This is a genomic window from Stenotrophomonas thermophila (assembly GCF_001499715.1).
Taxonomy (GTDB): Bacteria; Pseudomonadota; Gammaproteobacteria; order Xanthomonadales; family Xanthomonadaceae; genus Stenotrophomonas; species Stenotrophomonas hibiscicola.
Genome location: NZ_CVIW01000014.1, coordinates 1 through 14,868, shown reverse-complemented (window position 1 = coordinate 14,868; position 14,868 = coordinate 1). Strand labels below are relative to the sequence as shown.

The following is a 14,868-nucleotide window of genomic DNA, read 5'->3' as shown; positions in this document are numbered from 1 at the left end:
AAGGCGCCGGCATTGCTGCCGGCGCCCTTGTGCATTTCCTGCAACTACCAAAGCAATTGCAGTTACAGCGGACGGCCGATGCCCGAGCAGGTGCTGGGGTTGTTCACGGCACCGGCGTTGGTGGCGGTCGCAAAGCGGGTGCGGACCGCATCACGCCAGGTCTTGGTCAGCGGAATGAACTTGTGCGCGCGGATCGCGTCGTCGTTCGGCCCCTTCTCGACGCCGTTGGCATCGACGACACTGCCGTAGTGACGTGCCAGGAAGGCACGCACGTTGGCGCCCACAGTGCCATTCTTGTAGCACTGGCCGAACACGAAGTTGGTGTAACCGGCAATCGGATAACCCGCGTTCGGGTTGCCGAACACCGGCACCCAGTTCGCCGGGTTCTCGGCGGCGGCACCGGTCGGCGGCGCAGCGGTTTCCAGCGTGGCCTGCACACTCACTTCATCCGGCGAGAAGCCCTTGACCTTGGCGATCTTGGTGGCATCGGTCAGGCTCGGGATCACGTCCGGACCGACATAACCGACGCGGCCGTCAACGGCATAGACGGCGTTGTACAGCGCGGTGCCACCGGTGGCCGGGGCAGCGATGAAGTTCGACGGCACGCTGGTGAACAGGTTGGCGAAGGTCGACTGCACCGAGAATGCCGGCACGCCGTTGGTCAGTTTCAGGTTGGTACCCGACACGTCAGCCGGCTGGCAGGCGCTGGTCAGGAAGCGGGTCAGCAGTTCGCTGGTGCCGCTGCTTTCGCCGCGGTAGACGACCTGGATGGCGCCGGTACGGCCCAGGCCCGCGAGCTGGCTCCAGTTGTTGATCTTGCCGGAGAAGATGCCGCAGATCTGGGTGACCGACAGGTCAACCGCCGAACCGGCCTTGTTGAACGGAATGGTGACCGAGGTGGCAACCGACGGGATCTGCACCAGTGCGCCATAGCGGTTGGCGTCGCCGGACACGTTGTAGGTGCTGTTGTAGGTGCTCAGCTCGGTGCCGCTCAGCACCGAGTCGCTACCGGCGAAATGCACGGTGCCGGTGGCCTGGAACAGGCTGGAATTGTTTTCAAGGAAGGCCTTCTTGCCGGTGCCCGAACCGGTCACGGCATAGCTGAAGTTGGCCGGCAGGATGCTGTCGGCCTGGCCCTTGTACAGGTCGGCCGGCAGCGAAGCGCCGCCGCCGGTGACGGCGGTCTGGGCCGAAGCGGCACCAGCAGTGGCCAGCAGCGCGGTAGCAACCAGCGCGGCCAGGGTCTTGTACTTGTTCATGATCTTCTCCTGAAGGGTTTACTGCGAAGGGAAACGCCAAGGGAGGAACGGTCACTACACGCCTGCTGCCGCCGAGGGCCTCCCAGCCCACTCTGCGGCGACGTGTCCATGCTGGTCCGCACCGATGACAGGCCGCTTAAGAAACCTGTGGAAGATCGAAAAAAGGTGTGGAGGATTGTGTGGAGAATCGGCCCATGCCACATTCCAACGACGCCGTCCGATCGACTGGATGGGATCGATTCGATGGAATCGACTGGATCGAATCGATTTGATGGGATCGGCTGGATCGAATCGACTGGGTAGAGTCGACTGTTAGTCGACTGCTCTTCACACGCAGCAGCAGTACGAAGCACGCGCGCTGCGCGCTAGTCGACTAACAGTCGACTCTAGCCGTGATGCGCGTTGCGCATCACTGCACCAACTGGTTCATTTCCATGATCGGCATCAGCACCGCCAGCACGATCGTCAGCACCACGCCACCCATCACCAGGATCATGGTCGGCTCCAGCAACGCAGTCAGTGCCATCGCGCGACGCTCGATCTCGCGCGAGATCGTCTGCGCGGCGCGATCCAGCAGAGGCGCCAGCGAACCGGTCTTCTCGCCACTGGCCACCAGGTGCACCAGGATCGGCGGATACACCTTCTGCACCTTCAGCGCAGAGCCAAGCGCGGCACCTTCGCGCACCCGCGCGGACACATCATCTGCACAACGCGCCAGCAACGCATTGCCCAGGGTCTGCCGGGCAGCTTCAAGCGCACGCAGCAGCGGCACGCCAGCATCCAGCAGGATCGCCAATGTCGAGGCGAAGCGCGCACTGTTCACGCCCAGCACGAAGCGCCCGACCATCGGCACCCGCAGCAGCATCGCGTCCCATCGCAGGCGCAGCTCGGGCTTGCGCAGGGCCAACCGCCATGCCACCACCAGCGCAGCGATGCCCAGCCCCACCCACACGCCCCAGCTGCGCACGAACGCGCTGGCGGCCAGCATCACCTGGGTCAGCATCGGCAGCGTCTGCCGCGCCTGCACGAACGCGGTCACCACCTGCGGCACCACGTAGCTGAGCAGGAAGATCACGATCGCCACCGATACCAGGCTGATCGCCGCTGGATAGATGAAGGCGGTCAGTACCTTGGCCTGCAGCGCATTACGTTCTTCGATGTAGTCGGCCAGGCGCTCCATCACCCGCGCCAGGTCACCGGAGTCTTCACCTGCGCCCACCAGCGCCCGATAGATCGGCGGGAAGTCGCGCGGCCGCGCGGCCAGCGCAACGGTCAGGCGCTGGCCGGCACGCACGTCGGCGCGTACGGCGGTGAGTGCCTGGGCCACGTGCGGGCGCTCGGCCTGTTCAATCACCGCACTCAATGCTGCTTCCAACGGCAGGCTGGCGGCCAGCAAGCTGGCCAGCTGGCGCGTGGCCCAGGCCATCTCGCTGGCAGACAACCGGCGGGCGCCCCAGCCACTGCCCGCACCGCGAGCCGCGCTGACCTGCACGGGTGTCAGCCCGCGACCGCGCAGCAGCTGGCGTGCGCCGCGCGGGTTGTCGGCGTCCAGCTGACCCTTCTCGATGCGGCCCTGCGCGTTGGCGGCTTGGTAGTCGAACAGTGCCATGCAGGCCTCAATCGTCGCCGGTGACGCGCAGGATCTCTTCCAGCGTGGTTACCCCGCTGTCGACCCAGCGCTGGCCGTCCTGCCGCAGGGTCCGCATGCCGGCCCGCCGGGCCGCCTCGCGTAGCGCAGGCTCGCCCTGCCCTTCATGGATCAGTGCGCGCACGCGGTCGTCGACCACAAACAGTTCATGGATGCCGGTTCGCCCCCGATAGCCGCTGTTGGCGCAGGCTGCGCAGCCCACCGCACGCCACACAGTGCGGCCCTCGTCATCCACCTCGGCGCGCCGGCACTGCGTGCACAGCCGCCGCACCAGCCGCTGCGCCAGCACGCCGCGCAACGAGGACGCCAGCAGGAACGGCTCTACACCCATATCGGCCAGGCGGGTCACCGCCGAGATCGCATCGTTGGTGTGCAGCGAGGCCAGCACGCCATGCCCGGTCAGCGACGACTGCACGGCGATCTGCGCGGTCTCCAGGTCGCGGATCTCACCGATCATGATGGTGTCCGGATCCTGGCGCAGGATCGCGCGAAGGGCGGTGCCAAAGCTCATGCCGATGCGCGCGTTGACCTGGATCTGGCCGATACCGGCAAAGTCGTACTCCACCGGGTCTTCCACGGTGAGGATGTTGCTGGTGCTGCTGTCGAGCTGGCCCAGCGCGGCGTACAGCGACGTGGTCTTGCCGCTGCCGGTCGGCCCGGTCACCAGCACGATCCCGTGCGGCTGCCGGATCAGCCCGGTGAATGTGGCCAAGGTGTCATCGGCCATGCCCAGGCGCTGCAGCTGCAGGCGGCCGGCATCCTTTTCCAGCAATCGCAGCACGGCGCGCTCGCCATGCCCGGTTGGCACCGTTGAAACACGGATATCCAGCGGCCGCCCGCCCACGCGGATGGCGATGCGCCCGTCCTGCGGCAGGCGCTTCTCGGCAATGTCCAGGTGCGCCATGATCTTGATGCGTGATACCAGCGCCGCATGCAGTGCGCGCCGTGGCTGCACCATGTCGCGCAGGGTGCCGTCCACGCGGTAGCGCACCACCGAATGAGTCTCGAACGGTTCGATATGCAGATCGCTGGCGCCATCGCGTGCGGCCTGTGCCAGCAGCGCGTTGATCATGCGGATCACCGGCGCATCGTCCTGAGCATCCAGCAGATCGGTGACCTCCGGCATGTCCTGCATCAGCCGATCCAGATCGACTTCGCTTTCGGCGGCCCCCACCACGGCAGCGGCATCGCCGCCGTCACGGTACTGCTCGCCCAAGCGCTGCTGCCAGGCGGCCGCATCCAGCATCTGGAACGGAAGCGGGCCATGCCGCCGGCGCAGCTCGGCCACGGCCCACGCTGCGGTGTCGGCGGTGCCCAGCAACACGGGCTCGCCGCCAACTTCGGACAGCATCACGCCATGGCTGCGCACCCAGGCGTACGCCAGCGGCGCGGAAGCGCTCACGGCCCGATCACCAGTTCCGGCGTGTAGCCCAGCCCGCGCAGCTGCTGCAGCGCAGGGTCCAGCGTCGCCGGATCGCGCGGCAATCGCACGCGCAGGCGTTGCCCGCTCTCGCCGGGCGTCGCTTCGGCATAGGCCTGCAGGCCCAGTGCACGCACCTGCGCCACGCCCTGGCTGGCACGCGCCGGGTCGAGCCCCTGCGCGAACTGCACCAGCTGCGCATCGCCGTCACCGGACGGATACAACGCGGCCAGGCTGCTGTTCTGCAACGGCTGGCCCCGGCCATCGCGCGCATTGCCCTGGCCGAGTACAGACAGGTCCTGCGGTGGCAGCTGCGATGCCGACAGCGCCGGCAAGGCCCAGCTCTGTACTGGCTGCGCGCTGGCCTGCGCGTTGCGCATGTAGTCGTAGCGGTCGCGGGTCAGGCGCTGGCCGGCGGCGGGGTCGCGCACCACGTGCGGGCGCAGGAACACCATCAGGTTGGTCTTGGCGCGCTTGCGCGTGTCGCTGCGGAACAAGGCGCCCAGCACCGGGATCTTCCCCAGCCCCGGCACCGCATCACGGCCATGGCTGACGCTGTCTTCCAGCAGGCCACCGAGCACCATGATCTGGCCATCGTCCAGCAGCACGCTGGTATCGAGTGCGCGCTTGTTGGTGATGATGCCGGCCGTGCTGTTCGCGCTCTGCGCGTCGATGCTGCTGACTTCCTGGTAGATGTCCAGCTTCACCGTACCGCCCTCGGAAATCTGTGGGCGCACCCGCAGCTTCAGGCCCACGTCTTCGCGCACGATGGTCTGGAACGGGTTGTTGCTGCCGCCGCCACCATCGGTCACGTAGCGGCCACTGACGAACGGCACGGTCTGGCCGACCATGATGCTGGCTGCCTCGTTGTCCAGCGTCATCAGGTTCGGCGTGGACAGGATGTTGGCGCCGCCCTTGCTCTGCAGTGCGTTGGCCAGCGCTTTCATGTTGAGGATCTGGCCGACACCTGGAAGGTTGATGGTGCCGTCGATCACGCCGATCTTCAGGCCATCCCGGGGCAGCACGTCCAGCGTGGTGCGGGCACCGGTATTGAGTCCACTGCCGCCGGTGGCGCCACCGAAGTGGGTGCCACCAAAGGTGCGTCCATTGCCCAGCATCCACTGCACGCCCAGCTCGGCCGCATCGGTCTGGTTGACCTCCACGATCAGACTCTCGACCAGCACCTGTGCACGGCGCTGGTCGAGCTGGTCGATCACCCGTCGCAGGTTGCGGTACACCGGCTCCGGCGCCGAGATCAGCAGCGTGTTGGTGGCCACGTCCGCCTGCACCGAGATGCCGTTCTGGCTGAAGCCGGTGCTTCCCGCATCGATCGGGTCACGCCGGCTCGGGTCCAGCCGCTGCGATTCCAGCGCATTGCTTCCGGTCTTGGCCTGCTGCGGTTGCGACGGCTGCGCCGGTGCGGAACGGCTTGCATCGCCAGGCAGTGGCGTGATGCCTTCATTGCTGCCCACTGCCGGCGCATCGCTCTGCCCCGCAACCACGCCGCGCAGCACGCCGGCGAGCTGATTGGCCTGGGCATTGCGCAGGTAGACCACATGCAGGTTGCCGGACTCGTCCTGGGCGCGGTCCAGCTTCTCCACCAGCTGCCGCGCCAGACGGGTGCGGCCGGGGCTGCTGGAACGCAGCAGCACACTGTTGCTGCGCGGGTCGGCCATCACCACCACCTTCTGGCTGGGCTCGGCGCCCTGCGCATCCAGCAGCGGCGCGACCATCGCCGCGACGTCCACAGCGATTCCCTGCTGCAACTTCACTACATCGGTGTCCATGCCGGCCGGAGTATCGACGCTGGCGATAACCCGCGCGATGCGCTCCAGGTTGTCGGCATAGTCGGTGATCACCAGGGTGTTGTTGCCGGGGTTGGCAGTGATCGGATTGTCCGGACTGATCATCGGCCGCAGCACTGCCACCAGCGCGGCAGCATTCTCGTAGCGCAGAGGGAAGGTGCGCGTGGCGATCTCGCCCCCTGCACCACCGGCGCCCACCCGGCCGCCAAGCAGCTTGGCGTCGGCCTGCGGCACCACCCGGCTCACGCCGCCGTTCTCGACCACCGCAAAGCCGCGCATGCGCAACGCCCCGAGCAGCAGCTGATAGGCCTGGGTGCGGCTGACCGGGCCGTCGGAGACCACCGTCATCTTGCCGGTCACCCGCGGATCGACCAGGAACTGGCGACCGGTGAAGCGCGCTGCCATGCGCAACACGCCACCAATATCGGTGTCCACCAGGTTCAGCTGCACCGGCTCATCGCCTGTGTCCTGCGCCGCCACCGGCGCCGGCATGTGGGCCACCCCCACGATCAGGGCCAATGCGGCACTGCAGGCAAGGCTGCGCATCGCCCTCATGGATGGGCACCCGCAGGGGCCACCATCACGATGTGTCCTGAAATCCGTGCCGCCGGCATGTTCGCATCCCCTGTGCGTGTCAATTGCAGCTGCTGCAGCTCGATGGCCGGGTCGGCCAGCAGCGGCAGCAGCCAGTTCCATAGCGCATCGGCAGGTACGGCCCGTACCTGCAGGTGCCAGCGCCCGTCGCGCGCTTCGATATGCAGGCCGCCAGCCAGACCGGCGGCCTTGATCTGGTCACGCAGTCCGGCCAGGGTCGGATGCTGGCCCTGCGCCAGCTGCTGGCGCTCACGGGCGTGCAGCAGCGGTGCCAGTGCGCGCTGCTGCGCCTGCAGCCGTGGGAGTTCGGCCTGCCAGTGCGTGCGCTGCTTCAGCAAGGGCTCCAGCCATAACGACCACAGGCCCGCCACCAGCAGCGCCACCGCCATCACCCACAGCATCAGCCGGTCGCGCGGTGGCAGGCGTTGCCAGCGCTGCTGCACGCCCGCCAGCCCCTCGCTCAGCCGCAAGGTTCGCGTCGTCACTGTCCCGCTCCGCTCACCCGCAGGCGTCCACCGGCATCGCGCACCAGCTGCAGCCCCTGCGCCTGCACCGCTTGCTGCCAGCGCTCAAGCCGCTGTGGATCGTCGGCCAATGCCCGAGCATCAGCGTCCAGCTCCAGGTACACCTGCCCGGGTTGGTAGTGCAGGCTGTGCACCTGCCCCGCCAGCTCCGGAACCGCGTGCAGCGTGCTGGCGACCTGACGCTGCAGCGCCGGCAACGGCGGCGCTGGCGGCGGAACCGCAAGCGCTCGCCTTGCCTGCAACACCGGGTCCACCACATCGGTGATCTCCGGGAAGCGTGCGCTGAACTGCCGTGCCATGTCCTGCTGCAGCGCCTCACCCTCGATCCGCCAACGCGAGACCTGCCACTGCAGCCCAAGTGCGGCCAACAGCACCGCCGCCAGTGCCAGGCCGATCGCCAGTCGCGGCGCTTGACGGCCTGCGCCGGACAGCGGCAATGACCAACCCGGCAAGGGGCCACAGGCCTGCCGTTCATGCGCGACGGCGGTGGCCGGCAGGCTGCGCGGCCACGCCGGCGGTACGCTGTCGATCCATTGCACGGCCTGCACGCCGGCCTGTTGCAGGCGGGTGGCCAACGCCTGCATCACCGCAGACGCATCACGTCCGCCATACCATTGGACAAGTCCCCGATCGCGCCCGCTGCGCACCAGCAGATGCTCGCCGCTGACCTGCAGCGTGGCGTGGCGGTCCTGCCAAGGCAGCAGCAGTGGCGTCGGATACAACGCCTGCAGCTGCAGCGCGCACGAGGCCAGCAGCTGCTGCGCCTGCGTAATGGCCTGCTGGCCGAGCCAGGCCACCGGAACCGTACCGTCTGCCGCCTGCGCACCGTGGGCCAGCGCCACCTCCTGCAGATCATCCAGCAGCATCGCCTCCACCTCGCCCTGCAACGCCGCGTGCAGGCGGCGCCCGGACAGCGGCGGCAGCTGCAGTTCCAGCAGGATCAGGTCGTTCGGATCAAGGCAGGCATGCACCGTGGCCCGCGGATGCCGCAGGCCCAGCGCCGCCAGCGTGTCGCGGCCGTGGGCGAGCACCTCGCCCTTGTGCAGCTGCGCCCAGTGCACCGCGCTGTCAGCGCCCAGATGCGCCAGCGCCGGCAGGCGCACCCGAAGCTGCACGGTCATGCGCCGATCCTCGTCCACACCCGTTGTACACGCACCCCGTCGTCGCGGTACTCGCGCCAGAGCAGCGCGCGGAAATCAACCGCGCTGCCGTCGGCCTGCACCCGGCCGACGGCCAGGAACCACTCGCTATGGATACCCAGCGGAAGCACGGCCATCTGTTCGTTGCTCAGTTGGAGTCGGTTGGCGATGTCGCCGCGATTGAGCAGCCAATGGCCAGCATCGCGCTCACCGAGCAGCGCCTGCAGCCGTGGCGGCTCGACCGCAGGCGTCACCGCCTGCAGAACGCGCAGGTCGCTGGTGTTTGCGTTGACCAGGGTCTGCGCCGGCAACACCACGGTGCGCCGCGCCAGCGCCTGCAACGCCACCGGATCGGCGCCAGGCAAGGCCTGTTCGATCAGTGATTCGCGCGGCAGCGGCGCCTGCGCCTGCATGTCGCCATCGCGCAGGCGCGTCTGGATGTGGTCGGCGGCGGATGCGCAGGCGCCCTGTCCCAGCCCCTGCCCGGCACACAACGCGATGAACGCGCGCCGCGCCTCGGGGTCCGGCCTGCCATGCGCAAGAAGATTGCGCAGGTTGAACATCGACTGGGCATCGACCAGCTGCAGTTGCACCGGCAACGGCGCCTGCAGCTCCAATGGGCGCGCCCAGCGCCCGCTGCGCACCGTGGTCAGCTGTTCCTTTACATCCTCACGCAGCTGCTGTGCCGCACGCTCCAGCGTTGCGTCCACCGCCATGCGTACCTGTACGCGCAGCTGGTCGCCACGCAGCGCACGCAGCTGGGCCGACTGCCGGGTCAGCAGTGCGGTGGCAATCACCGCCACCAGTGCCACCACCAGCAGGGCGACGATCACCGCCATGCCACGTTGGCGGACACTCGAAACAGAACGCATCCGGGCTGGCATCGGCCTGCCTCACAGCTGCCAGGAACCGATGTCCGCATTCCCGGCGTCGCCACCGGGCTTGCTGTCCGCACCCAGCGAGAACACATCGATGTCGCCATGAGTGCCTGGAACCTGGTACTGGTACGGATGGCCCCACGGGTCATTCGGCAGGCGATCCAGATACGGCGTCACCGGCAACGCACCGCTGCCCTGCGGCGGCTTCACCAGCGCCTGCAGGCCCTGCCCGGCACTGGGATAGCGACCGTTGTCCAGCTTGAACAGCTTCAAGGCCTGCATCAATGCGGCAATGTCCTGGCGCGCTGCCACCACGCGCGCCTGGTCCGGACGGTCCATCAACCGCGGCACGATCAGCGCGGCAAGGATGCCAATGATCACCACCACCACCATGATCTCGATCAGGCTGAAGCCCTGCTGCCGAGCCCTGCAACCACCTGCCTGCCTTGCCATTGTTCCGCCCTCGTCATCCTGGAAGAGACCGCTGCACCATGGTCAGCGGTGCATGTGTCAGTACGATAAACATCCGCCTGCGATTCGCTGCGCGGTTGCCTGTGCGGGCGCACGTGCAGCCGGCACGCGTGCCGCCTCGAGCAGGTGTGGCGGCACGCTGGCCAGTGTCTGGTCGATGCACTCGCGCAACAACGGATGCACGCACGCCTGCAGCAGGCGCACGCACTGCGTCGGCGACCACGCGGTGCCGTGGTCGAGGCCGATGAACATGCGGTAGGCCTGGTGGTAGCGCAGGTCGTCGTACACGCGCTGCGCAGTGTTGAGATCACGCACGATCACCAGCAGGGCCGCACGTTGCAGCAGTCGCGCATCGGCTGCGCCAAGCGGCAGCGCGCTGATGGCCGCGTCGGGCCAGGGCCACAGCCGCAGGTCGAGGGCCTTTCGAAGTGCCGCCAGTGGATGCGCACTGCTGTCCAGTGCCGCCCAGCGCGCCGCATCCGCCCAGGCGTCACTGGACAGCACCCAGACCCACGAGCGCCCATAGCGCTGTACGTTCAGGGGCGTGTGCCGTGCCTGCTCCAGCGACTGGCTCAGGTGGCGATCCAGCTCCAGCATGCTGATCCTGCGACTGTCTTCCATCTGCGCCGCCCGTGCTCCACGACGCGTGGTGCGTCGTACTCTGGAGAAGACGTCAGCAAGGCAGGTGAAGCGACACCGCGAATGCAACTCTGTGCACGGGGTGGCGCTTCATCGGCAACGTCATCGCAGCGTCATCCGCCTGCAGGCTTCGCGCTGCAGCCGCGGTGCGTCACCCCCACAACGGCGGGCCAGTACCGCCACGTCGCTGCGGGCAGCGAATGCGACCAGTGCATCGGTCATGTCCACGTCATCGCACCATGACGCCAGCGCAACGCGCAGTGCGGGCAGCTGCCAGCCCTCCATCACCCCATGGGCGCCCGCCACGAACCAGTGCCAGAGCCGATGATGCAGTACCTGCTCATGCAGCTGCGTGAGATCGTCGATGCCATGCATGCCCGCCAACAGCAGTGCGCGTGCGAGCACCGCAGGCGGCAGCGCCCCGGATTCGACCAAAGGCATCTCCTGCTGCTGCAGCCGCAGCAGCATCGCCAGCGGGTGCGACTGCGGATCAAAGTCCAGCAGCACCGCCTGTTGCTGCCACTGCGCATCGGACACCACGCACACCCAAGGTGAGCCATAGCGATGCACCATCAATGGCCGTCGCTGCGTGGTTTCCAGCAGCGCCGACAGATTGCGACGCAGATCCAGCACACCGATGGTCTCGTTGCGCATCCTTGGCCTCTCCTCGCTTGCAACAGCCCTGCGCGGCGCGCACGGCCAGCGTCTTCATCTATCCAAGGACGGCAATGCCACCCGGAAAGCGACGCAGATCCAGCGACATCGTCAGTCGCAGCTGCTCCAGTGCCGCGTCCGGATCATCAATACGGAAGCGACCGCTGACCGGCGCGCGCGCCAACGCCGATTCTCCCAGCAGCACCTTGCCGCGGCGGTAGCGGTTGATCTCGTCCACCACCTCACGCAGCGGTGCGCGGCGGAACACCAGCATGCCCTCCGTCCAGGCACTCACTTCCGAGGCCACGGCCTCGGCCACCACGCCGCTGAGGCGCTCGTCGTACTGGGTCTGCTGACCCGCCTGTAGCTGCAGCCGGCCCTGCGGATGCTCGATGCGGGCGCTGCCCTGCAGGCAGGTCACCCGTACCTGGCCGTGGGTGTTGCGCACATCCAGGCGCACCGCGCCTTCATCGGCAATCACGCAACCAGGGCCCGCGAACAGCGCCAGGCGCAGGCCAGCCCCAGTTTCGATCGCGGCCTGGCCCTGCATCAGCTCGAAGCCTTCGCCCTGCGCGTCCGCGCGGCGGCGCAGGCTGCTCTGCGTATCCAGTTCGATCTTCAGTTGCGGCGAGGGCGCGATCTGCAGTCGCTCACCGGTGCCGGTGTGGAAATCGGCCGTCATCGCCGTCACCGAGGGCCACAATCCCAGCGGCGGGCGGATCGCCGCCACCACCACCAGGCTGGCCGGGGCGGCAATCGCCGCGCTCAGGAAGGCGCGCCGGCTCCAGCGCTGGGCCGGCGTCGGCGCCACCGGTTGGCGGGGGGCGGCGGGCAGCTGCTCGCCGGCCAGCCGTACCTGCTCCCATTGCCGGCGCGCACGGCCGAACGCCTCACGATGACGCGGATCCGACTCGCACCACGCACGGAACCTGCGCCCGTCGGCAGCGGTCGCCTCGCCCGAGGTCAGCCGCACCACCCACGCGTGCGCCTGACGCTCGACGGCATCCAGCGGGCGTTGCGGGCGATCGTCAGAATCCATGGGGGCTCATGCCGGACCCGCACGCTGCGGGGTTCTGCTCGGCGTCAAAGTGTAGACGGATGCCGCCGTTCAGAACCGCACCTGGCGCCCCTGCCCGCTGCGCTCGGCCAGGTAGTCCTGGGCCGCCTTCAGCTCACGCTGCACCAGCCGCAGCGACACACCGAGGTGGTCGGCCACGTCGCGCTGCTGCAGGCCATCGACGCGGATCGCCAGCAGGATGCGGCGACGGCGCTCGGGCATGCGCTGCAGCAGGCCGACCATGTCTTCCAGCGCAAAGTCCAGTTCGGCCGCCTGCGCCGGGCCGGGTGCAGGGTCGGCCATGTCCATCAGCGTATCCACCTCCTCCAGGCTCAGCAGGCGGTGGTCAGCACGTTGGCGGTCGATCACGGTATTCATTGCCATGCGCAGCAGGTAGGCCGCGGGGTTCTGCACGGCATCCAGGCGGTCACGCCGCGCGCTCAGGCGCATCCACGTGTCCTGCAGCGCGTCGCCGGCCAGCTCCTCCGAGCCCAGCTTGCGCACCAGCCGGCGCTTCAGCTCATCGTAGGCACCCAGAAGGTGGTCCATCAGGTCAACTGCCCCAGCCGTACCGTTGCTCATGTTCGAATCCTTGAAGTCATGGAAGGGGCGCGCGCCGGCCACAGTCGTGGTCGGTGCCGGAAGGTCGGATCTGCAGCGTTACCGGCTGCGGCAGCGCAGCGGCATCGGGCGCCAGCACCAGGCCCTGCAGCGCCTGCAGCAGGCGCGCATCGCGGCGGGCGCTGCCACTGCCTGACAGCAGCTCGGGCTCGCTCACCTGGCCCGCGCCGTCGATGCGGAAGCGCAGCGTCGCGGCATAGCGGCCGGGCGCGATCTCCGGGTCGTCACAGAACGCCGCACGCAGCCGCTGCTGCAGGCCGCCGTAGCGACGCCGACGCTCGGCCTCGGGAAGTTGGGCGCCAACACCGGGTTCGGCTGCCGAGGGCGCGCCCCGGCGCAGCACCACGCGCTGCTCGCCGATCACCTCGGCCTCGATACCGGAGTCCTGCAGCAGCACCTGCAACGCAGGCAGCGGCGCCAGGCTGCCGCGCAGCGCATGGCTGCTGCGGCCGGCGGCCAGGTCACCCGGGTACATCACCGACCACCCACTGATGACGCTGAAGCGCTCGACCGCCTGTTCCAGCGGCTGCGCAGGGATGTCGTAGGCATGAACAGCGTCCTGCGCGGCAGCGGCAAAGGACAGCAGCAGCCATGCGGCGATGGCCACCTTCCAAGTTCTGACCGCATGGTGTCCATTCAGCCCCCTGACGTAGAACACATGACCCTCGGCAGCGACAGCAGCTGCAGTGGACGCGCGCCAAGACCGGAACCCCGGCCCGCGCGCGACCCACAAGCGGGCTCAAACCGTACCGGGGTCACATGTCATTGCGATGACCGCTGCCCACGGCCGACGTCGAGGCAGACTCCGTGGAGCCAGTCATGCATCAGGAATCAATGAATCGAACAGACATGATCATCTGCCCCTGGGGTCAGAGCCCGTTGCGAAGCAACGGGATCCGACCCCGTGCCGGCCCAAACGTGTCGACCAAGGTCGACACCCACCAGGAGCAGTTCATGCCGTTCCACCAGATCGTGGAAATCTGTCGAAGGCGGGGTGGGTCCGGTTGCGGGGGCGTGAGCCGCATGGATGCGGCGACCGAGCTTACATGGACGTACTTGCAGCGGCCCCCGCAACCGGACCCACCTCGCCATCCCTCAACAGGCCCGCTGTTGCTGTTGCTGTTGAGGTTGCCGGCCAGCGGCCGGCCCTACCTGCGGGTGTCGGGTGCAACCCGGCCGCAACCCCATCCCTCAAAGCGGCAGCTGGGTCGTCTGCTTGATCCGCTGCATCGGAATCTCCGTCTTGGTGTTCTGCACCCCGGCGATCCGGTTCAGATGCTGCATCTGGAACTGCCGGTAGGCATCAAGGTCCGCCACCGCCACCCGCAGCAGGAAATCGCAGTCACCGGCCATCAGATGGCATTCCAGCACTTCCGGGAACGACTTGATGCTGTTGATGAAGTGATTGGTGGTGTCCTCGTCCTGCCCCCGCAGCCACACCCGCACGAACACCGTGAAGCCACGGCCCACCTTGGCCTCGTTCAACAAGGCCACATAGCGGTCGATGTAGCCGCCCTCCTCCAGCAACCGCACCCGGCGCAGACAGGCCGACGGCGACAGCCCGACCAGGCGAGCCAGCTCCAGGTTCTGCAGGCGACCGTCGCGCTGCAGGGCGTCGAGGATGCGCCGATCGAGGTTGTCGAGCTGGTACTGCATGGGATTTCACCCTTTTCGCTTCTGGCCGCATGAAATATCAATCATCCAGAATCAAGTGGCATCAACGCAACCCGATTTCGTGATTGGACCGCTAGCATGGGCCGCCCCCACCTTGTTGTGCCGTTCCATGGACGCCCGTACCAACCTCCCCCCGCCCGCCACCTGCGATACCGCCCCGCGTGCCGAATTCCTGCGTGGCCTGCGCGCCGCCGTGCCGGTGATGATCGGCTTCATTCCGTTTGCCCTGGTGCTCGGTGCGCAGGCGGCCCAGAAGGGCCTGAGCGCACTGGAAGTACCGCTGATGACCGGTCTCAACTTCGCTGGCGGCTCGGAGTTCGCCGCCGTCGAACTGTGGACCTCGCCACCGCACATCGCGCTGATCGTGGCCATCACCGCGCTGGTCAACAGCCGCCACCTGCTGATGGGCGCCAGCCTGGCCCCGCTGCTCCAGCACCTGCCGCGCCGACGCGTGCTGCCGGCCCTGTTCTTCATGTGCGACGAAA

Annotated in this window: 15 protein-coding genes; 1 reads left to right on the top strand and 14 read right to left on the bottom strand. The window is 67.9% G+C overall.

Features of this window, described 5'->3' with window-relative positions:
- Positions 1 to 62 precede the first annotated feature (62 nt).
- The 14 genes from BN1263_RS08745 to BN1263_RS08680 form a co-directional block, all read right to left on the bottom strand.
- Positions 63 to 1,259 carry a substrate-binding domain-containing protein gene (locus BN1263_RS08745; protein ID WP_058980545.1) on the bottom strand — a complete coding sequence of 399 codons (1,197 nt, stop codon included), beginning with the start codon at positions 1,257 to 1,259 and terminating at the stop codon, positions 63 to 65.
- 409 nt (positions 1,260 to 1,668) lie between these two features.
- Positions 1,669 to 2,868 (bottom strand): type II secretion system inner membrane protein GspF, encoded by a 1,200-nt coding sequence (gene gspF, locus BN1263_RS08740; protein WP_058980544.1) that lies wholly within the window; start codon positions 2,866 to 2,868, stop codon positions 1,669 to 1,671.
- A gap of 7 nt (positions 2,869 to 2,875) precedes the next feature.
- A complete protein-coding gene (gspE, locus tag BN1263_RS08735; protein WP_080398795.1) occupies positions 2,876 to 4,309 on the bottom strand; it encodes a type II secretion system ATPase GspE in 1,434 nt (477 codons plus the stop codon).
- Positions 4,306 to 6,687: a type II secretion system secretin GspD gene (gene gspD / locus BN1263_RS08730; protein WP_058980543.1), complete on the bottom strand. Its 2,382-nt coding sequence runs from the start codon at positions 6,685 to 6,687 to the stop codon at positions 4,306 to 4,308. The genes gspE and gspD overlap by 4 nt, the downstream gene beginning before the upstream one ends.
- Positions 6,684 to 7,211, bottom strand: a complete 528-nt coding sequence (locus tag BN1263_RS08725) for a type II secretion system protein M (protein ID WP_058980542.1) — start codon at positions 7,209 to 7,211, stop codon at positions 6,684 to 6,686. The genes gspD and BN1263_RS08725 overlap by 4 nt, the downstream gene beginning before the upstream one ends.
- Positions 7,208 to 8,371: a type II secretion system protein GspL gene (gene gspL, locus BN1263_RS08720; RefSeq protein ID WP_058980541.1), complete on the bottom strand. Its 1,164-nt coding sequence runs from the start codon at positions 8,369 to 8,371 to the stop codon at positions 7,208 to 7,210. The genes BN1263_RS08725 and gspL overlap by 4 nt, the downstream gene beginning before the upstream one ends.
- Positions 8,368 to 9,273, bottom strand: a complete 906-nt coding sequence (gene gspK / locus BN1263_RS08715) for a type II secretion system minor pseudopilin GspK (protein WP_058980540.1) — start codon at positions 9,271 to 9,273, stop codon at positions 8,368 to 8,370. Before gspK ends, gspL begins: the two co-directional genes overlap by 4 nt.
- Before the next feature lie 9 nt (positions 9,274 to 9,282).
- Positions 9,283 to 9,720 carry a type II secretion system major pseudopilin GspG gene (gene gspG / locus BN1263_RS08710; protein WP_058980539.1) on the bottom strand — a complete coding sequence of 146 codons (438 nt, stop codon included), beginning with the start codon at positions 9,718 to 9,720 and terminating at the stop codon, positions 9,283 to 9,285.
- Positions 9,721 to 9,777: 57 nt separating this feature from the next.
- On the bottom strand, positions 9,778 to 10,359 hold the full coding sequence (locus tag BN1263_RS08705; RefSeq protein WP_058980538.1) for a hypothetical protein: 582 nt from the start codon (positions 10,357 to 10,359) through the stop codon (positions 9,778 to 9,780).
- A gap of 120 nt (positions 10,360 to 10,479) precedes the next feature.
- Entirely contained in the window at positions 10,480 to 11,031 is a 552-nt protein-coding gene (locus BN1263_RS08700) for a hypothetical protein (RefSeq protein ID WP_058980537.1), read from the bottom strand.
- Positions 11,032 to 11,089: 58 nt separating this feature from the next.
- Positions 11,090 to 12,070, bottom strand: coding sequence for a FecR family protein (locus tag BN1263_RS08695; RefSeq protein ID WP_058980536.1), 981 nt, complete (start codon positions 12,068 to 12,070; stop codon positions 11,090 to 11,092).
- 69 nt (positions 12,071 to 12,139) lie between these two features.
- On the bottom strand, positions 12,140 to 12,670 hold the full coding sequence (locus BN1263_RS08690; RefSeq protein WP_019337777.1) for an RNA polymerase sigma factor: 531 nt from the start codon (positions 12,668 to 12,670) through the stop codon (positions 12,140 to 12,142).
- A gap of 16 nt (positions 12,671 to 12,686) precedes the next feature.
- Complete coding sequence (locus tag BN1263_RS08685; protein WP_058980535.1) at positions 12,687 to 13,367, bottom strand: TonB C-terminal domain-containing protein; 681 nt, start codon at positions 13,365 to 13,367, stop codon at positions 12,687 to 12,689.
- 533 nt (positions 13,368 to 13,900) lie between these two features.
- Entirely contained in the window at positions 13,901 to 14,365 is a 465-nt protein-coding gene (locus BN1263_RS08680; protein WP_005413654.1) for an Lrp/AsnC family transcriptional regulator, read from the bottom strand.
- 127 nt (positions 14,366 to 14,492) lie between these two features.
- Here BN1263_RS08680 and BN1263_RS08675 point away from each other — a divergent pair.
- On the top strand, positions 14,493 to 14,868 hold a 376-nt coding region (locus BN1263_RS08675; RefSeq protein WP_186008956.1), incomplete at its 3' end, for an AzlC family ABC transporter permease.